This window comes from Streptosporangium sp. CA-135522 (assembly GCF_050949235.1).
Taxonomy (GTDB): Bacteria; Actinomycetota; Actinomycetes; order Streptosporangiales; family Streptosporangiaceae; genus Streptosporangium.
On record NZ_CP192026.1, the window covers coordinates 2529533 to 2550484 of the forward strand.

Sequence of the window (20952 nt, forward strand, 5' to 3'; positions counted from 1 at the left end):
CCTGCTACCTCTTCTTCTTCAAGGGGGAGTGAGCCGTTAGTGCGTAAGGATCTTGGAGAGGAAGTCCTTCGCCCGGTCGGTCCGGGGGGTGGTGAAGAACTCCTCAGGAGTGTTCTGCTCGACGATCTGGCCCTCGGCCATGAACACCACCCGGTTCGCCGCGCGGCGGGCGAATCCCATCTCGTGTGTCACGACCATCATCGTCATGCCCTCCTGGGCAAGTCCGATCATGACATCGAGCACCTCCTGGACCATCTCCGGGTCCAGGGCCGAGGTCGGCTCGTCGAACAGGATCATCTTGGGGTCCATGGCCAGCGCGCGGGCGATGGCCACGCGCTGCTGCTGACCTCCCGACAGCTGCGCCGGATACTTCGACGCCTGGGCGCCGATCCCGACCCGGTCCAGCAGCTCCATGCCCCGGCGCTCGGCCTCGGCCTTGGCCACGCCGCGGACCTTGATCGGCCCGAGCGTGACGTTCTCCAGGATCGTCTTGTGCGCGAACAGGTTGAAGGACTGGAACACCATGCCGACCTCGGACCTGAGTCTGGCCAGCGTCTTGCCTTCCGCCGCCAGCGGCTGCCCGTCGAAAGTGATCGTTCCGCCGTCTATCGTCTCCAGCCGGTTGATCGTCCGGCACAGGGTCGACTTGCCGCCGCCCGAGGGGCCGATGACGACGAGGACCTCGCCACGAGAGATCGTCAGATTGATGTCACGCAGGACATGCAGGTTACCGAAGTGCTTGTTGACGTCCGCAAGCACAACCAGAGGAGTCGCGTCCCCGTTCTCCGTCATGCAGGACAACGTAATTCTGTAAAGGGCACCCGGGGCTAACCCTGTGGTACCGATCAGATCACGACCTGCCCGTTTTGGGTAAAGTCTGATCCAGTTTCTGTCAGATCGTGGCGAGATCGGCCGGATCGAGCGTCAGCTTGCACGGTTCGGTGAGGTCCGTGACCGTCCCCGCAGCGATCCGATGGGTGAGCTGGTAGTCGCCTTCCTCATTGAGGCTGTAGGTGAAGACGACGGGAAGCCGGTCGTTGCCCTGCCCCTGGAAGGGCGGCATCTCGATCCGCCAGAAGTGTGGAATCCCGGCCTGTGCGTATTTGGCGGGTTTGATCTTGCGATCCGTCGTCGTGGTGGATCTGGAGACGATTTCCGCGACCAGGTGTACCCATTCGGGCTGAGCAACGTCCGCACCTTCTTCGAACGGCGCCTTGTCGACGACCATCAGGTCGGGGATGACTCCAGGTTTGCTGTCCAGGAGCAGGCCTGTCGCAGTGACGGCGACCATTTCCTGCGGCAGGAGGTCCTCCAGGAGATTCTGAAGCCGGTCTCCGAGGCGCTGATGCTTGAAAGATGGGGCGGGGGACACGATGAGGCTCCCGTCGATGAGCTCGTAGCGACTGCCGTCGTCGCGTGAGTTGAGCTCGAACCACTCATCGACGCTGAGCTCGCCCGGGGTGCTCCAGACGCTCTCCGGCTTCGCCGCCGCCTTCTTCCTGGGCGGCTTCTCGGCCTTCACTGGCGCCTCCGAGGTCTGCACGAGCATCGCCATCGCGGCTCACCACTCTCAGCTGTCGGTGGGGTCTCATTCTCGCACGCGGCTTTGGAGCGCCGGCTTAACGACCTCATCAGCGTAGCGTGACGACTTCATTACTCATCGTACGGCGGGCGCGGGCCGTACCCGGAGGTTCGGCGAAGCGCCTACCCTTGTCTACTGAGATGACTGTCACCGTGGAGAGCGCCCGCACGTACGAGGTTCGTACCTACGGGTGCCAGATGAACGTGCACGACTCCGAGCGCCTGTCGGGCCTTCTCGAAGACGCGGGCTACGTCCCGGCGCCCGAGGGGGAGACGGCCGACGTGGTCGTGTTCAACACCTGTGCCGTACGGGAGAACGCCGACAACAAGCTTTACGGCAATCTCGGACACCTGCGTCCTTCGAAGGTGAGCAACCCCGGCATGCAGATCGCCGTGGGCGGCTGCCTGGCGCAGAAGGACCAGGGAGAGATCGTCCGCAGGGCGCCCTGGGTGGACGTGGTGTTCGGCACCCACAACATCGGCTCGCTGCCGGTGCTGCTGGAGCGGGCGCGCGTCCAGCAGGAGGCCCAGGTCGAGATCAAGGAATCCCTGGAGACCTTCCCGAGCACGCTGCCGACGAAGCGGGAGTCCGCCTACGCGGCGTGGGTGTCGGTCTCCGTCGGGTGCAACAACACCTGCACCTTCTGCATCGTGCCGGCCTTGCGCGGCAAGGAGAAGGACCGCCGCCCCGGCGACATCCTCAACGAGGTGCGCACCCTGGTCGACCAGGGTGTGCTGGAGGTCACCCTTCTCGGGCAGAACGTCAACACCTACGGTGTGGAGTTCGGCGACCGCCTCGCCTTCGGCAAGCTGCTGCGGGCCTGCGGCGACATCGACGGACTGGAGCGGGTCCGTTTCACCAGCCCGCACCCGGCGGCCTTCACCGACGACGTCATCGCGGCCATGGCCGAGACGCCCAACGTGATGCACCAGCTCCACATGCCGCTGCAGTCCGGCTCCGACCGGGTTCTCAAGGCGATGCGCCGCTCCTACCGGGCCGAGCGCTACCTGGGCATCATCGAGCGGGTTCGCGCGGCCATGCCCGACGCGGCCATCTCCACCGACATCATCGTCGGCTTCCCCGGCGAGACCGAAGAGGATTTCCAGGGCACGCTCGACGTGGTGCGCGAGTCGCGCTTCGCCAACGCCTTCACCTTCCAATACTCCATCCGTCCCGGCACCCCCGCGGCCACCATGGACGACCAGATCCCCAAGGAGGTCGTGCAGGAGCGCTACGAACGGCTCGTCGCCCTGCAGACCGAGATCTCCTGGGCGGAGAACAAGCGGCAGGTCGGCCGGACGCTCGAGGTGCTGGTGGCCGAGGGAGAGGGCCGCAAGGACGAGGCGACCCACCGCCTGTCCGGCCGGGCCCCCGACAACCGCCTGATCCACTTCACGCCGGGCGAGGAGCTCCCGCGCCCCGGTGACATGGTCTCCGTCGAGGTGACCTACGCCGCCCCGCACCACCTGGTGGCGGACGGCCCCGCCGCGAAGCTGCGCCGCACCCGCGCGGGCGACGCCTGGGCGGCCAGGCAGGCCGCTCCGGCCGCCGGCGGCGGCGGGGTCATGCTGGGCATGCCCTCGATCGGCCGCCCCGCGCCGGTCCAGGAGACCTCGGGCTGCTCCGTCTCCCTCTGAGCGCTCCCTCTGTGCGGCCCTCCTGCGCCGCTTCGGAAGCCCGCCGGCCCGTTCCGCCGCCCGCCGGGTGATCGGTTCCCGCGCGGGAGCGGCGGGGCCGGCACGGGGCTCGGTTAGTCTGGCGAGGTGCTTGTCGCCGCGGCCGTTTGCCCGCATCCTCCGCTGTTGGTCCCCGAGCTGGCCGGCGCCGCGGCTCCGGAGCTCGACGAGCTCCGGGCGGCCTGCGCGGTCGCGATGGACGCGCTGCGCGCCGCCGGGCCCGACGTGATCGTGGTGGTCGGTGGGGCCGACCGGTCCGGAGCCTACGGAGCGGACGCCGCCGGCAGCCTGGCGCCCTGGGGCGTCGACGTCCGGGTCGGCGCCGGTGAGCCCGTCCTGCCGCTCTCCCTTTCGGTCGGCCGCTGGCTGCTGGAGAGGCAGGGGATGGCGGTGTCGGGATTCCACGCGGTGCCGTTCGACGCCTCCGCGGAGACGTGCGCCGCGCTCGGCGAGCGGCTGGCGGGGGTGCCCGGCCGGGTGGGGATGCTGGTCATGGCCGACGGCTCCGCCCGCCTCACCGAGAAGTCGCCCGGATACCTGGACGAGCGCGCACAGCCGTACAACGCCGCGATCGTCGCGGCCCTCGCTCGAGCCGAGGTCCCGGCACTCGACCCCCGCGAGGCGGCCGAGCTCTGGGTGGCCGGCCGTGCCGCCCTTCAGGTCCTCGCCGGCGCGGGCGGTCGCCTGAACGGCGAGATCCTCTACGACGACGCCCCCTACGGCGTCGGCTACTTCGTCGCCCGCTGGGCGGAGTGACCCCGGCCGGGAGCCGGACGGAGCCACGGCTCGGCTACACCGGGACGTCCGGCGACCCGGTGACCCGGCGGGGGACGGCGACGCGCATCAGGTCGTGGGCGAGGACGACCTCGCCGTCGAAGGACCGGTGCGCCTCTTCGAGGAAGCGGGGCTCATCGTCGGCGTCGTAGCGCTCGGACACGTGGGTCAGCACCAGGCGGCGGGCGCCGGATTCGGCGGCCACCCGGCCGGCCTGGTCGGCGGTCAGGTGGCCGTACTGAGAGGCGAGGGCCGACTCCCCGGACAGGAACGTGGACTCGATCACCAGCAGGTCCACCCCCGCGGCCAGGGCGAACACGCCCTCGCACAACCGGGTGTCCATGATGAACGCCGCGCTCTGGCCGGGGCGTGGCTCGCTGCACTCCTCCAGCAGGACCGTCGTGCCGTCCGGGGCGGTCACCCTGCCGGCGCGCTGCAGCTCGCCGACCGACGGACCGCCGATTCCCCGTTCGGCCAGGAGCGAGGGGACCATCCGGCGGCCGTCCGGCTCGTCGAGGCGGTAGCCGTAGGACTCGACGGGATGCGACAGCGGGCGCGCGGTGAGGGTCACCGGGCCGGCGTCGAAGGCCGTGACCGGTCCGGAGACGGGGCACTCGGCGATCACCGAGGTGTCGGCGAAGGCGCTGGCGTGGCGCAGGCGGCGCCAGTAGACCTCCCCCGCGGCGGGGTAGGCCGCCCGAACCTGGTGGGTGACGCCGTCCCTGGCGATGCGCTGGACGATTCCGGGCACCCCCAGGCAGTGGTCTCCGTGGAAGTGGGTGACGCAGATCCAGGTGATGTCGTGGGCGCCGACGCCCGCCTGGAGCATCTGGCGCTGGGTGCCCTCGCCCGGATCGAACAGGAATCCCTGACCGTCCCATCGCAGGAGATATCCGTTGTGGTTACGGTGACGGGTGGGCACCGCGCTTGAGGTGCCGAGGACGACGAGTTCGCGAAGGGACACGAGGTCGATGCTAGGTGTTCCCACGAAGCCGTCGCGGCGGCGATTTCGTGTCCGAGAGGCGCGAGGTCGGTGGTTACGGCAGCAGCGTGAAGTGACCGCCGTGGGAATCCCTCACCGCTTCGAAGTGGCGATGGTCGATGGTGGCGATCTCCTGGACGTCGAGTCTCTCCGCGACGACGATCACGGCGGCGTCCACCGCTCCCAAGGGGAAGTTCGCGTACTTCACCACTAAGGCCTTCATCCGGGCGACATCGGCGGTGGTCAACGGTTCCATGGTCAGCTCGCCGTCCACGATGGACTGAAGGAAGTCGGCTTCGGCGGCCGGTCCTATCCGTGACTCCAACAGCCAGCAGACTTCTGCCGGAACCGGGCTGGGGAGGATCAGCGGGCCCGGGTGGGTTTCGAGAAGATCAAGCCAGCGGGCGTGATCCTGGTCTTTCCGGTTCATCGCCGCATACAGGGGGCCGGTGTCGCAGATCAGCACTAACTGACCGGAACCGGTTGAGAAGGATTTCCTCCGAACGCTGGGCGCTGTCCGGCTCATCGGCGATGATCCCGGCGAATGACAGTCGCCGTCGTCGGCCATGCGCTTCGGCGAGAGGCGCGGGTTCGCTTTCCACGAGTTCCAGGGCGACGGCACGCAGGGCTCGCGCCTGGTTCAGCGTCAAGCGATCGACCAGGCGGTGAAGGTCGTCGTACTCTTCGTGTGCCGCGCTCATGACAGTGAGTTTACGCCGCGCTGAAGATCGTCGGGAGGCGTTGCCGGACGTGTCCATCGAGGTGGCGTGTAGTGGCCACGATGACTGGCGTACCGCGACCGAGTGTTCACCCCTCAAGGCTGCCCGCTCACCGTGGCTTTCGCACCAGGACCAGGCAGGAGGCTCTGGCTTCTCGGTGCCCGCTGAGATCTGTGCGGGCGTACTGCGAAAGACGCGGAGAATGGGAAGGAATGCGGATCTACGAGGAGTTCTTGCTCTAAGGAAGGCTCTACCCGCTGTGGTTACGGTGACGGGTGGGCACCGCGCTTGAGGTGCCGAGGACGACGAGTTCGCGAAGGGACACAGTCCACATGGTAGGAACCGTGGCGTTCGGGAGTGTCCCGACACCGTTGGGAGACATGTTCGTCGCCGTCACGGAGGCCGGAGTGGCGAGCGTCGGCTGGAACGGCCGGGAGGAGGCGTTCCGGGCCCGCATGCTGGAGGGCCTCAAACTGGCCGAGGTCGACGACCCGGACCGTACGGCCCCGGCGCTCGCCGAGCTCGCCGACTATTACGCGGGCCGGCTGCGGGTCTTCGGCGTCCCGGTGGACTGGAGACTGACCTCTCCCGTGCAGCGCAAGGTGCTGGGCACGCTCCACGAGACGGTGGCGTACGGCCAGGCCGTGACCTACGGCGAGCTGGCCGAGCGAAGCGGGACGGGCGTTCCGGCACGGGCGATCGGATCGATCATGGGGGCCAATCCCATTCCCATCATCGTCCCCTGCCATCGGGTGGTCGCCGGCAACGGCCTGGGCGGGTTCAGCGGTGGAGAGGGCGTGGAGTCCAAGCGGTGGCTGCTGACCATGGAGGGCTACCTGCAACCGACCCTCGACTGGGCCTGAGCCGAAAGGCGGGGCCCGGCGAAGGCGGGCGGGCATGCGTGAAGGCGCGGGCCCGCATGAAGGCGGGCGGGCTCACATGAAGGCTCGCGGGCCTGCGTGAAGACGCGCGGGCCCTGGGCGAAGACGGACGGGCCCTGGGCGAAGACGCGCGAGGACCGCCCGGGGACTGGGCCGGGCGGTCTGCGCGGTTGGTCAGGCCGATTCAGGTGCCGTACGGGGGCTTTCGCGTCCCGTCGGAGCTCCGGGGCGGGTCGCTCTCGCCAAGGATCTGAGACGTGTCCGTCTCTTCGGAGACCCGGGTCGTGTCGCTTCCATCAGGAGTCCGGGTCGTGTCGCTCTCGCCGATGACCTGGGACGTGTCCGTTTCCTCGGAGATCCAGGTCGTGTCGGTCTCACCGGGAGCCCGGGACGTACCGGGCTCGCTGAGCGTCTGGGGTGTGCCGGTCTCGCCGGGAACCTGTGAGGCGTCGCTCTGTCCGGGAACCGGGGATGTGCCGATCTGGCCGTCGATCATGTCCGCCCGCTGCCTGGCCTGCTCGGCTGCGGCGTCGATGTACTGGTCGTACTGGCCGCCGGTCTTCTCCTTGGCCATCTGTGTTGCTTTGTCGATGCCCTGGTTGGCGAGTTCTTCAGCCTTGGTGCTGTGGTCGCCGAGCATGCTCTTGACCTTGTCGAAAAACGACATAGGTGAAACCCCCGATGAACGTTCTGCACCTTTTGGCGGACGGAAGAACCGTTTCCGCCCTCAGTGATGGGGAGTCTCCGGTTTTCAGTCCACAAAAACACAAATTCCGACAAAAAGGCATTTGTGTGTTGTGTTCCCCCGGCGGCCGCCACCGCGCTCTCCTTCGGCGCGGGCCCGGTCTCCTCACCCGAGCAGTCCCGGGAAGTTGACACACTTGTCGCGTGCGTCAGCTACCAGTCATCGCCGTCGTGGGCCCCACGGCGGCCGGAAAGTCCGATCTCGCCGTGGACCTCGCCCTCGAACTGGGCGGTGAGGTGATCAACACCGACTCCATGCAGCTCTACCGGGGAATGGACATAGGAACGGCGAAGCTGTCCGTGGCCGAGCGGCGGGGGGTTTCGCATCACCTGCTCGACATCTGGGACGTGACCAGGACCGCGAGCGTGGCCGAATACCAGGCGCTGGTCCGGCCGCTGATCGACGATCTGCGGGCCAGGGACGTCGTGCCGATCCTCGTGGGCGGCTCCGGGCTCTACGTGCGGGCCGCCCTCGACGGCCTGGAGTTCCCCGGCACCGACCCGGAGATCCGCGCCAGGCTGGAGGCGGAGCTCGAACGCACCGGCCCGGCGCCGCTGTACGAACGTCTCCGGGAGCGGGACCCCCGGGCCGCCGAGGCGATCCTGCCCGGCAACGGCCGCAGGATCGTCCGCGCGCTGGAGGTCGTCGAGTTCTCCGGGCGCCCCTTCTCCGCCACGATGCCCTCCTACGACGCCGTCTACGACAGCGTGCAACTGGGCGTGGAGGTGCCGAGAGAGGTTCTGGACGAGCGGGTCGCCTCGCGGGTGGAGCGCATGTGGCGGGACGGTCTGGTGGAGGAGGTCCGCGAGCTCGCCGCACGGGGACTCGCCGAGGGCCGTACGGCCAGCCGCGCGCTCGGCTACGCCCAGGTGCTGCGCTTCCTGGACGGAGAGTGGACCGAGGGGCAGGCGATGGAGGAGACGATCCGCGCGACGCGCAGGTTCGTCCGCCGGCAGGAGTCGTGGTTTCGCCGTGACCCCCGGGTGGTCTGGCTTTCCCAGCAGGCGCCGGACCTTCTCGGCCGGGCACTCGTACAGGTGCGCCGGTGACCGGCGGTGGACCGCAGGCCGGGCGGTCACGCCAGGACCCGGACGGGAGGAAGGCCTGAAGGACCGGGCGGCCATGCGGGGAAGAAGGCCTGGAGGACAGGACCTAGAGTCGGAACATGCGATTCGTAAAGGGACACGGCACTGAGAACGACTTCGTCATCCTTCCCGACCCCGACGGTGAGCTCGAGCTGTCCGCCTCGTTCGTGACGACGCTGTGCGACCGGCGCGCGGGGATCGGCGCCGACGGCGTGCTGCGCGTGATGCCCACGAAGCTCAGCCCCGAGGTGGCAGGCCAGGCGGGTGAGGCCGAGTGGTTCATGGACTACCGCAACGCCGACGGCGGTGCCGCCGAGCTGTGCGGGAACGGGGTGCGGGTCTTCGCTCGCTACCTGGTCGACGCGGGGCTGGCCGGCGCGGGCGAGTTCGGCGTGGCGACCCGGGCGGGGGTAAAGCGTGTCCGGCTGGCCGAGACCGGAGACGTGACGGTGGAAATGGGCGCGCCCCGGCTGCTGGGGCGTAGCCGTACGAGCGTGGCGGGGCGGGAGTACGAAGGACTCCACGTCGACATGGGCAACCCCCATCTGGCCTGTGCCATCGGCGACCCGGTGGCTCAGCTCGACCTGAGTCACCAGCCTTCCTTCGACACGGAGGTGTTCCCGAGCGGGGTGAACATCGAGCTGCTCAACCCGGTGGGCCCGCGCCGGATCGTGATGCGGGTCTTCGAACGCGGCTCCGGTGAGACGCGCTCCTGCGGCACCGGCGCGGTCGCCTCGGCCGTGGCGGCCGCGCACCTGGCCGGAGAGACCACGGGCACCTGGGCGGTCGAAGTCCTGGGCGGCACCGTCACCGTCACCCTCGACGAGCACACCAGCTACCTGGCGGGCCCCGCCGTCCTGGTCGCCTCGGGAGAACTCACCCTCTGAGGGCACGCGCGTGAGCCGAGTCGTTTGGGGCACGGTCGCCGACCTGGCAGACTGACGTCCCATGGACGTGGACATCTGGGCCTGGGTGGGCGACACCCAGCGGCAACTGCACGAAGCCGGGCACACCGGTCTGGCCATGGCGATCGGCGACGTGCCCGCGCAGGCACTGGAGGGCCGATACTCGCAGCTCGACGTGCTCGCGCCGGCCATCGCGCAGCAGGCGGAGAACCTGGAACTGCCCTGGCTTGAGTTCTACGCCCGTTACTGGCACCTGATCGGCCGGGTCGGCGATCGCGCCCAGGGGGCGGTCGCGATGGCCGACGCGGAGACGCTGGTCGAGTTCGCCGGGCGCGAGGACGTCCGTGAGTGCCCGGCGGCACCCGGTGCGGTCATCGCGCTGGCCGCCGCGCAGGCCAACACCGACGGCCCCGGCTACGCGCCCGAGCGGCTGGCGGCGCTGTCGGCCATCGAGGCCGAGCCCGGCTCGCTGACCTTCTCCGCCGTCGCCGAGCATTACGTCGCGGCCCTGGTGGACGCCGGGCGCGCCGACGAGGCGGTCACCCACGCCGAGGCCGCCGTGGCGAAGCTGGGCGCCGCCGGCCGCGAGGCGAGCTGGGAGCTGGGCGCGGCCTCGGCTCGCGCGCTCCTGGCCGCCGGCCGCGCGCAGGACGCGCTCACCGCGCTCGACGCCGCGACCGGACTCAAGCCCGACGACCCGGTGGCCAAGGCGTACCGCGAGGGTGTGCTTCGCGCGCTCGTGCTCGCCACCTTGGACCGGGTGCAGGAGGCCGTCGACGCCCTGCCCGACCTCGACGTGGTCGCCGACCACCCGCGGGTCTGGGCGGAGTGGGCGCGGGCCGTCAGCCGGCTCGCCGGATCCGCGCAGATCACCAACAGCTGGCAGCTCGGCCGGGTGCTCAAGCAGTGGATCGACTACTTCGCCATGATGGGCGGCTACCGCGCCCGGGTCGAGCTGGCGCTCGTCGCCGGTGACCTGGCCGTCGCCCGGGAGGGCGTGTGGCAGGCCCGTCTGCTGGCCGACGTCGCCGAGTCCGGCGCCGGCGAGCTCAAGAGCCCCGGTGACGTCGCCGAGCGGATCGCCGCGCTGCGCGCCGCCTCCGACGCGGCCACCCCGCCGAAGGCCCCCGGCCCCCAGGATGAGCTGGTCGCCTACTTCGACGCCGCCGACGGCTTCAACGCCGACCCTGAGCGCTGGGTGGGCTGGCTGGCCCCGCTGTCCGGGCAGAATCTGGAGGCCACCCGCCGTCACACCACCACGCTGGGCTTCCTCGGCTACCCCGCCACGGGCGCGGACGTCTACTGGACCATGCTGGTCGAGTCCGGCGACATCGAGACCGCCGACCCGCAGGACATCTCCTACCTCACCGGCCTGCTGATCGAGGCTCGCCAGGACGAGCGCCTGGAGCAGCTGGCCGAGCGGCTCCCCGCCGCCCAGCGTCACCTGGCCCTGGGCCGCCTGCACCGCGCTCGGGAGCGCTGGGAGCAGGCCGCGGCCGAGGGCGAGGCGGCGGTCGCCGCCGGTGCGGGCATCGAGGCCAGGCGCCTGTGGGCCGCCGCCGTACAGCAGACCGACGACAACACCAAGGGCGCCGGGATCCTGCGCGACATCCTCGACTCCGACGAGATCGAGCCCGAGGACGTCTGGCGGATGATCACCATGGCGACGGCCGCCGAAGACTGGGAGACCGTCCGCGCGGGCGCCGTCAAGATCGGCATGTCGCTGCAGTCGACCGAGGGGCCGATCGAGGAGGAGATGGGCCTGGTGCGCATCATCCTGCCCGCCCCCGACGGCAGCCAGCGCGCGGTCATCAGCCTGCGCACCGGCCCCGCGACGGCCCGCCTGGCCATTCCGCAGCCTCCCGGCATGGACTACAACGCCGGCGACCTGGTCGTCTTCGACCCGCAGCTGCTGGAGCCGATTCCGGAGAAGGCGGAGGACCAGGAGAGCTTCATCCCGCCCTTCGCCGCGATCAGCATGCTGCGACCCGGCGGCTACACCAGCTGGTTCTTCGACGGCGCGGCCCCCAGCGAGGCCGACTGGACCGAGTTCAACGAGGTCCTGGCCGAGCGGGGCTGGCCGATGTGGGTCTACAGCGACGAGAACTACACCGTGAGCCACCCGACCTCGGGCGAGCGGCTGCCCGGCGTGTTCGGCTGGATCGCGGTCCCCCCGGACGTCACCCCGGTCGAGGTGGACGCGCTGCTCGACGACGCCACCGAACGCTGGGTGCACCCGCTGGCCTGGCTCGACCTGGCCAAGGCCGTCGACGTCGAGGTGGAGCGGCACGAGCGCATCACCAAGGAGTACGGCCTGTAGCCGACGGCTCCCCGGGCTCCCGGCGTCGGCTCGGCCGTCGCCGGGAGCCCGTCCCGTCTTCAGGCCGTCGCCGGGAGCCCGTCCCGTCTCCAGGCCGTAGCCGGAGCCCGTCCCGTCTTCAGGCCGTCGCACCGCCCGTGGGAACCCGCTCATGGAGAGTGCGCCCCTCCCCTCTAGAATCCCGTTCTACACGTTCCGCGTCAGGGGTTCGTGCGGAGGGTTCCGCAGGAGGAGGGTCTGGATGCTGGATCGATTCCGGCTGGACGGCAAGGTCGCGATCGTCACCGGGGCCTCCTCGGGGCTGGGAGTCGCGTTCGCGCGGGGTCTGGCCGAGGCGGGCGCGGACATCGTGATCGGCGCGCGCCGCAAGGACCGCCTTGAGGAGACACGAGCCCTGGTCGAGGAGACCGGCAGGCGGTGTGTGGCCGTGGCGACCGACGTGACCAGCCCCGAGGACTGCCGGACGCTGGTCGAGACGGCGGTCGCCGAGCTGGGCGCGGTGGACGTCCTGATCAACAACGCCGGCGTCGGTACGGCGGTGCCGGCGCTCAAGGAGACGCCCGAGCAGTTCCGGCAGGTCGTGGAGATCAACCTGCACGGCACCTACTGGATGGCGCAGGCCTGTGCCCGGGTCATGAGGCCCGGCTCCTCGATCGTCAACATCGGCAGCATCCTGGGGGAGACCACGGCCGGCCTGCCGCAGGCCGCCTACAGCGCTTCCAAGGCGGCGGTCGCCGGGCTCACCCGTGACCTGGCCCAGCAGTGGACCGGCCGGCGCGGCATCCGGGTCAACTGCGTCGAGCCCGGCTTCTTCGCCTCGGAGATGACCGAGCAGTACGCACCCGAGTACATGGTATGGCAGCTTGAGCACCGGGTGTTGATGAAACGCGCCGGCGATCCGGCCGAGCTCGTCGCCGCGGCGATCTTCCTTGCCTCCGATGCCGGGTCGTACGTGACCGGGGCCGTGATCCCGGTGGACGGCGGGATCCTCATCACCTGAGGCCTGGGCGCAGCAGCGGGCCCGGAGGTCAGGGGGCAACAGTATTGCCCCAGTTAAGCGTCCGGCTTCATGAAACATGCGTATCCGTCATGCGGGTGTGTGAGAGTTACCGTCACTTGACGGAAGCGGATGGAGGCATCTTGCTGGAGATCGACCGGCTCGGCGCGGTTGTTCGCGACGAGCGTCCCTGGGGCGGGTTCGAGCGTTACACGCTCAACGAGACGTCCACGGTGAAGATCATCGACGTGGCGCCCGGACAGCGGCTCAGCCTGCAGCGACACGAACACCGGGACGAGTTGTGGGTCGCTCTCGACCCCGGGGCGGTGTTCGAGATCGACGGTGGGCGGATCGAGCCCTCCGTCGGCGATCGCGTGCTCATCCGGGCCGGCCAGACACATCGTCTCAGCTCCGCGGGGGAGGCCACCCGGATCCTGGAGATCGCCTTCGGTCACTTCGACGAGGACGACATCGAGCGGCTCGAAGACTCCTACGGACGGGCCTGAGACCATAGCCCCCTCTGTCCTGCCGCCGGCCCGCACCTCGCGCCGGGCCGGCGGTCGGGCCGCGCCTTCCGGGAACTGGCCGATATATAGGGTAATTTGCCACTTCATGGGTAGTCAGTGCGCGTGAAAGGTGGCATGGTGCGGTCTGCGCTGGGACGGGGTGCGGTCGTCGCGACGATCGCGTTCGCATTGACGGGCTGCGGCTTCCTGGGTCAAGGGTCCGGCGACCAATCCGCCGGCACGGGGAAGTCCTCCGCCGCGGCACTCAAGGATCTGGAGAAGCTACAGGTCAAGGGCCGTGCCCCGATGACCGGCTTCGACCGGGAGAAGTTCGGCCCCGCGTGGTCGGACGTCGACCACAACGGCTGCGACACCCGCAACGACATCCTCAAGCGCGACCTCAAGGACGAGACGTTCAAGCAGGGCACCCATGACTGCATCGTGCTGAGCGGGGTCCTCGAGGACCCCTACAGCGGCAAGACCATCAAGTTCGAGCGTGGCCAGAAGACCAGCATGGCGGTGCAGATCGACCACGTGGTCGCCCTCGCCGACGCCTGGCAGAAGGGCGCCCAGCAGTGGCCGGCGAGCGAGCGCAAGGAACTGGCCAACGACCCGCTGAACCTGCTCGCCGCCGACGGCCCGCTGAACGGCCAGAAGGGCGCCGGCGACGCGGCGACCTGGCTGCCGCCGCGCCGCGCCTACCGGTGCGCCTACGTCACGCGGCAGATCGAGGTGAAGGTCAAGTACGGTCTGTGGGTGACCTCCGCGGAGAAGGACGCCATGAAGAACGTGCTCGGCTCCTGCTGATCGGTCGTGGCCCGGTCACGCGCCCGCGGGGGACGCACTCCTTGACGATCTGGACGGCCCGCAGAAGGAGACGCCCGCCCCGCCGGCCGTTGCCGACCGACCCCGGCGTCGCTCGACGCCGGGGTTCCCTCGGTGGTTCGGGACCGTGAAACCGATCCGGGCGGACCACCGAGAGACTACGGGCTCACCCGACGGCGTAGGCGCGGGTGATCGTCTGGGCGAGGCTGGTGCCGGAGGTGTCGGTCGCCGTCGCCCGCAGCGAGACGAATCCCGGCGTGGTCGGGTTGGGCACCACGGCGACCCATCCTGAGGGGGTGGGGGCGACCGGGATCCGGTGCCAGCTCGCGCCGTCGTCGGAGGACATCTCCAACCGGATGGACTTCACCGTCGCCTCGGAGGCTCCCGGGTTTCGCTCGACCCACATGGGCAGCCGGGTCAGCGAGCCGGGCTTGGCGCGGTTGAGGTGGTCGAGCCCGGCGGGAGCGTAGCGCACCGCCGTCAGCGGCAGAGGCCGCCGCTTGGCCGTACTCGCCGAGCGGAACGTCCAGACGGCGTCCACGGCCGTGGACAGCGTCGGGTACGGCACCTGCCTGCGCATCGACGCGCTCAGCGTGTAGGAGGCGTCCTCCGCCGGCAGGTCGGCGTGGAGCTCGCACGTCTGCGGCTGGTCGATCTCACAGCCGGTGAGGTCGGCCTTGGCGAGCACCTGCCCGTCCCTGGCGAGGGTGGCGGTGCCGGTGGCCGCGCCGTCCGTCCCGGTCCGCTCGGCGACGCCGTCGGCGAAGAGCGTGCCGGCGGAGAAGGTCAGCTCGTCGCCGGTACGGCTGCCGCCGGGCCTGGCGAGGGACGGGCCGGTCACGGCGGCGTTCCACGTCTCCGTGGTGTGGCCGCGCTTCATGAGCCTGCCGCCGTCGGCCATCAGGGACGTGCCGACCTGGAGTGCGCTGTCCCAGATCAACCCCGGGGTCCGATAGTGGGTGAGCGCTCCGGGCAGGTCCACATCCGCCTGGGGCGATGCCATGGAGAAGGCCGGGACGTCACCGAGTCGGGGTCCGAAGAGCGGCGTTGCCTTGGCTGCGACGCCGGAGGCCCGGTAGGTCGCCGTGACCTTCGCGAGGTCCTTCTGCCGGGCGGCGTAGGTGGGATCCTCGGGGAATCCGTCGGTGCGGCGGTCGACCAGGTCGTAGACGTACGGGCTGGGCGAGACGTCCTTGTTCTCCCAGAGGGTTCTGTACGCATAGCGCAGCCCCGGCTGGCGCACGGGAACGACGAAGAGCTCCAATCCGGGACGCAGGTGTGCCGACCAGGCCGTCATCCACGGCCCGTAGTCCACTTGGACGTCGAAGCCGGGCTCACGTGCCGCGGTCAGGTCGTCGAGCGTGGTCTGAACCTGCTTGCCCTGGCGGGCGTCCACCGTCACCTGCTGGTCGGCGTCGTCCACCTTCAGCGCGGTGTGGGCGAGCGTGAGCCCAGACGCCCGATCGAAGATTTCCGTGTACAGGTTCCACTCGCCCTTGGGCAGCCGGACCTTGGCGACCCCGTTCTGGAAGACCGGTTCACGAATGGCGCCGGTCTTCGGATCGTAGAGCTGGGAGCGGGCGTCGACGGGCTCGCCGTTCCTGCCGATGGCGTTGACGGTCACGTTGTAGGACTCCGGCTCGACGAACGCGCCGGCCAGCGTGCGGATCACGGTCTCGCCCGACCGGGCGGTGACGGTTGCGGGATAGTCGCCCGGCGCCTTCTCCCTGGCGTCGATGGTGAGGATGACCGACGCCTGCCCCTTGGCGGGCATCTCGATCCGCTGGGTGGAGAGCTTGAGCACCTGGCTGTCGGCGGCCAGGTCGAGGGTGACCGGGGTGTCGCCGGAGTTGGTGTAGGTGATGGTCCTGGTCGCCACCCGCTCGTCCGAGCCGTTCCAGGGGAAGGCGGCCCACACGTTGCCAGGCTCGGCCACGACCTGCTGGGCCAGGGCGCGCACCAGGTCCACCCGTCCGGTGCCCTGCTGGTACGGCGTGGCGCCGGCGGAGGGGGTGGCGCTGCCGATGAGGGCGGCCTTGAGCTGCTGCCCGGTCCATTCGGGGTGGCGCTGGGCGAGGATCGCGGCGGCTCCGGCCACGTGGGGGGTGGCCATGGAGGTGCCGCTGAGCGCGACGTGGGAGTCGTCGGCGGTGCCGGTGGCAGCCGCGGCCATGATCTTCACGCCCGGTGCCGTGATGTCCGGCTTGATGGCGTGGTCGCCCTCGCGAGGTCCGGTGCTGGAGAATTCGGCGATGCGGTCCTGCCGGTCGACGGCGCCGACGGTGAGGGCGGCGTCGGCGCTGCCGGGGCTGTCGACCGGGTTTCTGCCGCTGTTGCCCGCGGCCACGACGAACAGCGCACCGGTCCGTGCCGACAGCGAGTTCACCGCCTGCTCCATGGGGTCGAGCTCCACCGTGTCCGGCGCGCCGAGGCTGATGTTGACGACCTTGGGCTTGACCTCGACGGTCGCCCATTCCATCCCGGCCAGGATGGCGGAGTCGGTGGCGCCGAAGGCGCCGCCCACCTTGCCGATGGCGAGCTTCGCGTCCGGCGCCACACCCCGGTACTTCTGTCCGGCGCCGGCGACGATGGAGGCGACGTGGGTGCCGTGGCCGAGGGTGTCGCGGATGTCGGGGTCGTCGCTGAAGTTGCGTTCCTGCGCCACCACACCCTTCAGGTCGGGGTGGCCGGGGTCATAGCCGGAGTCCAGGACGGCGACCGTGACGCCCTTGCCGGTCATGCCCTGCTTCCAGGCCTCGGTGGCGCCGATCTGCTTGACGCTCCGGTCGAGGCTGAAGGTGCGGCGGCCGTCCAGCCAGAGCTTCGTCGTCCCCGCCGCCAGGGCACGGGTGCCCCCGTCAGGTCCCGCCACGTCTGGCCCGCGCTCGCCTTGGGCACGCGTAGCGCGCTCATGCCGAGGTCGGCGAGCTGCCGCGTCTGCTGCGCGCCCTGAAGTGTGGGCGCCGGTCCCCTGGACGACTGGGTGATCACTGGGATGTCGGGCCGGTCGGCGTCGCCGTAGTGCCAGGCCAGGAGCTGGGTGACGTCGAACAGCCGCCGGTCGAGCACCCCCTCGGCGATCAGGGGCCCGGCGTCGGACGGGATCACGTACAGGTGGCCCCCGCGCACCTGCCTCATGAACCCCACCTGCCTGCCGGGACCGGGCTCCACGTGGTAGCCCGTGCCGGCGACCACGACCCGGTCCCCGGTTATCAGGGTCACGCCGTTCGCCTTCCCGGCGTCCGGCTGCTGGGCGCTCAGTTGCGGGACGCTGGCCTGCGCGCCTTGCGCCGGCGTGACGCCGAGCGTTCCCGCAAGGAGGACGGCGACGAGTCCGTTGCCTAAAATCATGAACTGCCTCTCGGTGATAGGGAGTGACGCGGCTTCCCGGGCCCGGGAAGCCGCGTCACCTGTCTCGAATGGCGACGCGTCCTCCGGGAGATCGGGGCGCGACGGCTGATCCCGCCGCGGTCACGGAGAACCGGGCGAGCGCCTTGGGATGAGGACGGTTGATCCACCCGGCCATGCGGGCGCCGTCGAAGGCGAAGCCGATTACGGTGAAGGCCAGGCCGGTCGGCTCTCCCGAAGCCGCCTCCGGCGGGGAAGCGGCTGTATGCGATCGGGAGCTCTCGAACCGGCCGGGACGTGCGCCATGGTCGCCCGTCGCGACCTGGGTGAATGCGCCTTGCTGGGTTGCCGGTCGGCCGAGCCCCGGCTTGTCCCCGCCTGCCCGGGATGAATTCGGGAGTCGGGGACCGCAGATGTCACCTGCGGGAACGTTCTACCTTCCGGCTGGGATCAGCCGGGGAGCGAGGGGCCTGGGTGGTGGCGGGACGATGCGCGACCGTCGAGGTGGCCCCGCGTCCGGCGGCGGGAGAGCCGCGGAAGCGGCGGGCGCCACAAATGATCTCTTGGACATACGGAGGACCATACTTCGTTCGACGAAGTATGGTCAAGATCGAATATGGAGTGGAATCTTTCGCGGACCCTCACTGCCGGGTTCGGTCCCGCCGGGCAGCACGCAGGACCCGGACATCTAGAGCGGTGACCGCATGCCCTCATACCCTCGCCGTGTCCGAGGCCGCTCACGGCGCCGGTGCGGTAAGAGGCGACACCGGCCCGGCCTGCGCCGACACGCGGTGCGCGACCCGGTGAACATCCGTGGTCATCGCATCAGCGGACGCGGCCTCGGGGCTTCAGGCGGGTCGTCGGGAGGGCGGGGGCGGGCAGGGGAGCGCCGTCGAAGCCCCGGACGGTGCCGAAGGCCTCGCCGCTGTGCCACTCCTCGCGGAAGGCGGTGATCTCGTCGTGGCTGCGACCGATGAAGTTCCACCACATCACGATCTCCTCCTCGAACGGCTCGCCGCCGAGCAGCAGGAAACGCCCCTGCCCGCTCACCCGGAGATCCCGGCGGCCGGAGCCCAGATACAGCAGCTCCCCACGGTCGAGCCGCGCACCGCCCACCTCGACCTCGCCGGACAGCAGGACGACCGCGTGCTCGAAATCCGGTTCCAGGGGCAGGACGGCACCGCCGGAGATCGCGACCTCCGCGCCCAGCAGCGGCGTGTAGGTGCGAGCAGGAGAGGTGGAGCCACCCATCGAACCCATGATCACGGTGACCCGCGCGGCTCCCTCGGTCAGGACCGGCAGATCGGCGTGGTGCTCGAAATGCGGGGCCGTACGCCTGTCGCCGTCGGGCAGGGCCACCCATAGCTGGACGCCGTGCAGCAGCGTCTCGGCCGACTCCTCGGAGTGGGAGATGCCGCGCCCGGCCGTCATCAGGTTGAGCTGGCCCGGCCGTACCTGCTGCAGGGTGCCCAGGCTGTCGCGGTGCAGCACCTCACCCGACAGCAGCCAGGTGACCGTCTGCAGGCCGGTGTGCGGGTGCGGCGGCACGCGCATGGCCGCCGCTTCGGGTCCGTAGTCATCGAGGAAGCACCACGCGCCGACCATCCGCCGTCCCCGGCTGGGCAGCGTGCGGGTGACCGCCATCGCGCGTGGCCCGCCCAACGCCACCTCGTGGCCGGCCAGCCGTTCGACGACCGGTCCGGTCGTGGCGGCGGCGGCGCACAGGGTCTCTCGCGGAACTGCCTCCAGATTGCTCACCACCCGACTTTACGACTTGCGCCGACGCGTCCGGCCGGTCGGTGACGGCGCCGGTACGCCGCACTCCGGCCGGACCCGGGCCGGGCACGGCCGGAGCGCGGCGTTGCGTCTGTCAGGAGCCGCAGCCGACGGTCGTGTCCTCCTTCGCGCCGGACGCCTCGGGCATCTCGGGCAGGGAGTCGGTCACGGTGACGGAGAGCTGGGCGGTCGAGGCGACCAGGCTGCCCGCCGGGGACTTCGCCACCTTCTCGTCGACCACGACCCCCCGCTCGCCCAGGAGCTCGTAGGTCTCCGGGTCGAAGATCAGATCTTCCCGCACGCCCGCGAAGACCCGGCCCACCCCGATGCCCTTACGGCCCGCCGCGTCCTCGGCGTCCTGCACGACGTCGACGCCGGGGATCGTCCCCACGGCCTTGAACAGCGCCGCGCGCTGGGCCGGGGGCATGTAGTTCTCCCGCAGCATGTCGCCCACCGCGGTCCACGCGGCCTCGTCCTTGGAGTTGCCGCCGCGGTCACCGGTGTAGAGGTGGGCGCGCATCCCCTCGGCGTCGTCGGGCAGTTTCTTCAGGCTCGCGTAGTCGGTGCGCAGGTAGGCCGGCGACTTGCCGCAGGCCGGCAGCCGATCCCATCCGCCCTTCTCCTGCCGGTAGGCCTCCTGCGGGATGGGCCAGCCGGGATAGGCGCGCGGCTCCAGGTATTCGATCTTCAGCGCGCCGTCCCTCTCTCCGTTGGCGGACTGCCAGATCGCCCGCTTGCTCCGGTAGAGGTAGCGCGTCTCGGATTGGGCGTGGCCGTCGGCGTCGGTGCCCATGCCTCCGAACGCGCCGTACATCGTCTGCGACTCGACCTTGATGAACTGGTCGTCACGCGGGTCGAGGTCGCTGCGCGCGGCGGCCCGCGCGGCCCTGCCGAGCACCTCGCTCGCCGACATGGGGGCGATCTTGGGCATCGCCACCACCACCTCGGTGCGGCCCGCCTCGCGTTCGCGCGCCTGCGTCATCACCGTCACGGTGCCGCCGACCACCACCGCGAGCGCCCCGGCCAGGACCATCGCGTACGGCCGGCGCCACAGCGACCTGCGACCTGCGACGGCCGCGGCCAGCCCCCGCCGAGCCGCGCTCTTCGCCTCGTGGTCGTACGGCGGCGCGTCCGGGCGGATGCCGGCCACCATCTCGATCTCGTCGTTGTTCATGCGTGTGACTCCAGGAAGCGGCGGATCTTGGTCCGGGTGCGTGAGAGCCGGGACCGCACGGTCCCGATCGGGATGCCGAGCGCCTGAGCGGCCTCCTCGTAGGTCAGTTCGGCCCAGGCGACCAGCAGGAGCAGGTCCCGCTCGGCGGAGCCGAGCCTGGCGAGCGCGGCGGCCAGCACCGGCCGGAGCTGGTCGGCGGTGACCCGCTCCGCGCTGCGCTCCTCGAACCCGGCCGCCGGCTCCGGGGCCTGCTGGGCCAACGCCCTGAGCCTGCGGATCTCGGCCCTGCGGTGGCCGGAGATCAGGTTCGAGGCGATGCCGTACAGCCAGGGCCGGGCATCGGCTCTGGTCAGGTCGTATCGGGTCCGCTTGCGGAACGCGACGAGGAACGTCTCGGCCGTCACGTCGTCGGCCGTCGTCACGTCGTCCAGCCGCCGTGCGGCATACCGGTGGATCTCATCGGCGTGCCGGTCGAAGAGCCCGGCGAACCTGTCGGGGTCCGCCATCGACTCCTTGATCAGCGCGGCGTCGTCGAAGTGAGGGGGCGACGCAGGCGTACCGGCCCGTTGCGGGGACGCCAGCGTCACCACCCGTTTCGTCCAGTCATCAGGGGAGTTCCTTCCGGGGCGCGTCCGCGCCCTCACCCCTACTCCGCCG

19 protein-coding genes are annotated in these 20952 nt (G+C 70.4%); 9 read left to right on the top strand and 10 right to left on the bottom strand.

What is annotated here, in order from left to right:
* Positions 1 to 36 precede the first annotated feature (36 nt).
* Together ACQPYK_RS12010 and ACQPYK_RS12015 are read right to left on the bottom strand one after the other, a co-directional pair.
* On the bottom strand, positions 37 to 792 hold the full coding sequence (locus ACQPYK_RS12010; protein ID WP_433254169.1) for an amino acid ABC transporter ATP-binding protein: 756 nt from the start codon (positions 790 to 792) through the stop codon (positions 37 to 39).
* Between the two features lie 100 nt (positions 793 to 892).
* Positions 893 to 1555, bottom strand: a complete 663-nt coding sequence (locus ACQPYK_RS12015) for a Uma2 family endonuclease (RefSeq protein WP_433254171.1) — start codon at positions 1553 to 1555, stop codon at positions 893 to 895.
* 167 nt (positions 1556 to 1722) lie between these two features.
* Between ACQPYK_RS12015 and miaB the strand changes: the two genes are divergently transcribed.
* Together miaB and ACQPYK_RS12025 are read left to right on the top strand one after the other, a co-directional pair.
* Complete coding sequence (miaB, locus tag ACQPYK_RS12020) at positions 1723 to 3219, top strand: tRNA (N6-isopentenyl adenosine(37)-C2)-methylthiotransferase MiaB (protein WP_433254173.1); 1497 nt, start codon at positions 1723 to 1725, stop codon at positions 3217 to 3219.
* A 126-nt stretch (positions 3220 to 3345) separates the two neighbouring features.
* On the top strand, positions 3346 to 4014 hold the full coding sequence (locus ACQPYK_RS12025) for a class III extradiol dioxygenase subunit B-like domain-containing protein (RefSeq protein WP_433254175.1): 669 nt from the start codon (positions 3346 to 3348) through the stop codon (positions 4012 to 4014).
* A 34-nt stretch (positions 4015 to 4048) separates the two neighbouring features.
* Here ACQPYK_RS12025 and ACQPYK_RS12030 read toward each other — a convergent pair whose 3' ends face one another.
* Positions 4049 to 4996: a ribonuclease Z gene (locus ACQPYK_RS12030; protein ID WP_433254177.1), complete on the bottom strand. Its 948-nt coding sequence runs from the start codon at positions 4994 to 4996 to the stop codon at positions 4049 to 4051.
* 73 nt (positions 4997 to 5069) lie between these two features.
* Entirely contained in the window at positions 5070 to 5480 is a 411-nt protein-coding gene (locus ACQPYK_RS12035) for a type II toxin-antitoxin system VapC family toxin (RefSeq protein WP_433254179.1), read from the bottom strand.
* 597 nt (positions 5481 to 6077) lie between these two features.
* On the opposite strand from ACQPYK_RS12035, the gene ACQPYK_RS12040 reads away from it, so the two are divergent.
* Positions 6078 to 6596: a methylated-DNA--[protein]-cysteine S-methyltransferase gene (locus ACQPYK_RS12040; protein WP_433254181.1), complete on the top strand. Its 519-nt coding sequence runs from the start codon at positions 6078 to 6080 to the stop codon at positions 6594 to 6596.
* Between the two features lie 202 nt (positions 6597 to 6798).
* On the opposite strand, the gene ACQPYK_RS12045 is transcribed toward ACQPYK_RS12040, so the two are convergent.
* Entirely contained in the window at positions 6799 to 7281 is a 483-nt protein-coding gene (locus tag ACQPYK_RS12045; protein ID WP_433254183.1) for an antitoxin, read from the bottom strand.
* A gap of 221 nt (positions 7282 to 7502) precedes the next feature.
* On the opposite strand from ACQPYK_RS12045, the gene miaA reads away from it, so the two are divergent.
* From miaA to ACQPYK_RS12075, 6 genes are all read left to right on the top strand, one after another.
* Positions 7503 to 8408 carry a tRNA (adenosine(37)-N6)-dimethylallyltransferase MiaA gene (gene miaA, locus ACQPYK_RS12050; RefSeq protein ID WP_433254185.1) on the top strand — a complete coding sequence of 302 codons (906 nt, stop codon included), beginning with the start codon at positions 7503 to 7505 and terminating at the stop codon, positions 8406 to 8408.
* 116 nt (positions 8409 to 8524) lie between these two features.
* Entirely contained in the window at positions 8525 to 9331 is an 807-nt protein-coding gene (gene dapF / locus ACQPYK_RS12055; protein ID WP_433254187.1) for a diaminopimelate epimerase, read from the top strand.
* Positions 9332 to 9392: 61 nt separating this feature from the next.
* The gene (locus tag ACQPYK_RS12060; protein WP_433254189.1) at positions 9393 to 11669 is read left to right on the top strand and encodes a tetratricopeptide repeat protein; all 2277 of its coding nucleotides are present in this window, start codon (positions 9393 to 9395) and stop codon (positions 11667 to 11669) included.
* Positions 11670 to 11910: 241 nt separating this feature from the next.
* Positions 11911 to 12669, top strand: coding sequence for an SDR family NAD(P)-dependent oxidoreductase (locus ACQPYK_RS12065; protein WP_433254191.1), 759 nt, complete (start codon positions 11911 to 11913; stop codon positions 12667 to 12669).
* Positions 12670 to 12809: 140 nt separating this feature from the next.
* Positions 12810 to 13172, top strand: a complete 363-nt coding sequence (locus ACQPYK_RS12070; RefSeq protein WP_433254193.1) for a phosphomannose isomerase type II C-terminal cupin domain — start codon at positions 12810 to 12812, stop codon at positions 13170 to 13172.
* Positions 13173 to 13307: 135 nt separating this feature from the next.
* The gene (locus tag ACQPYK_RS12075) at positions 13308 to 13979 is read left to right on the top strand and encodes an HNH endonuclease family protein (RefSeq protein WP_433254195.1); all 672 of its coding nucleotides are present in this window, start codon (positions 13308 to 13310) and stop codon (positions 13977 to 13979) included.
* 184 nt (positions 13980 to 14163) lie between these two features.
* On the opposite strand, the gene ACQPYK_RS12080 is transcribed toward ACQPYK_RS12075, so the two are convergent.
* From ACQPYK_RS12080 to ACQPYK_RS12100, 5 genes are all read right to left on the bottom strand, one after another.
* A complete protein-coding gene (locus tag ACQPYK_RS12080) occupies positions 14164 to 16737 on the bottom strand; it encodes a S8 family serine peptidase (protein ID WP_433258768.1) in 2574 nt (857 codons plus the stop codon).
* Positions 16734 to 17348, bottom strand: a complete 615-nt coding sequence (locus ACQPYK_RS12085; RefSeq protein ID WP_433254197.1) for a hypothetical protein — start codon at positions 17346 to 17348, stop codon at positions 16734 to 16736. Before ACQPYK_RS12085 ends, ACQPYK_RS12080 begins: the two co-directional genes overlap by 4 nt.
* A gap of 822 nt (positions 17349 to 18170) precedes the next feature.
* A complete protein-coding gene (locus ACQPYK_RS12090) occupies positions 18171 to 19103 on the bottom strand; it encodes a pirin family protein (RefSeq protein WP_433254199.1) in 933 nt (310 codons plus the stop codon).
* Positions 19104 to 19215: 112 nt separating this feature from the next.
* Entirely contained in the window at positions 19216 to 20295 is a 1080-nt protein-coding gene (locus ACQPYK_RS12095) for a CU044_5270 family protein (RefSeq protein ID WP_433254201.1), read from the bottom strand.
* Positions 20292 to 20882, bottom strand: a complete 591-nt coding sequence (locus tag ACQPYK_RS12100; protein WP_433254203.1) for an RNA polymerase sigma factor — start codon at positions 20880 to 20882, stop codon at positions 20292 to 20294. The genes ACQPYK_RS12095 and ACQPYK_RS12100 overlap by 4 nt, the downstream gene beginning before the upstream one ends.
* Positions 20883 to 20952: the final 70 nt, after the last annotated feature.

Excerpts from the sequence above, each read along its gene's own strand:
- ACQPYK_RS12010 (WP_433254169.1), bottom strand. The coding sequence starts at position 792 with ATGACGGAGAACGGGGACGCGACTCCTCTGGTTGTGCTTGCGGACGTC.
- ACQPYK_RS12045 (WP_433254183.1), bottom strand. The coding sequence starts at position 7,281 with ATGTCGTTTTTCGACAAGGTCAAGAGCATGCTCGGCGACCACAGCACC.
- ACQPYK_RS12075 (WP_433254195.1), top strand. The coding sequence starts at position 13,308 with ATGGTGCGGTCTGCGCTGGGACGGGGTGCGGTCGTCGCGACGATCGCG.
- ACQPYK_RS12085 (WP_433254197.1), bottom strand. The coding sequence starts at position 17,348 with ATGATTTTAGGCAACGGACTCGTCGCCGTCCTCCTTGCGGGAACGCTC.
- ACQPYK_RS12060 (WP_433254189.1), top strand. The coding sequence starts at position 9,393 with ATGGACGTGGACATCTGGGCCTGGGTGGGCGACACCCAGCGGCAACTG.
- dapF (WP_433254187.1), top strand. The coding sequence starts at position 8,525 with ATGCGATTCGTAAAGGGACACGGCACTGAGAACGACTTCGTCATCCTT.
- ACQPYK_RS12080 (WP_433258768.1), bottom strand. The coding sequence starts at position 16,737 with ATGACCGGCAAGGGCGTCACGGTCGCCGTCCTGGACTCCGGCTATGAC.
- ACQPYK_RS12095 (WP_433254201.1), bottom strand. The coding sequence starts at position 20,295 with ATGAACAACGACGAGATCGAGATGGTGGCCGGCATCCGCCCGGACGCG.
- ACQPYK_RS12065 (WP_433254191.1), top strand. The coding sequence starts at position 11,911 with ATGCTGGATCGATTCCGGCTGGACGGCAAGGTCGCGATCGTCACCGGG.
- miaB (WP_433254173.1), top strand. The coding sequence starts at position 1,723 with ATGACTGTCACCGTGGAGAGCGCCCGCACGTACGAGGTTCGTACCTAC.
- ACQPYK_RS12015 (WP_433254171.1), bottom strand. The coding sequence starts at position 1,555 with ATGGCGATGCTCGTGCAGACCTCGGAGGCGCCAGTGAAGGCCGAGAAG.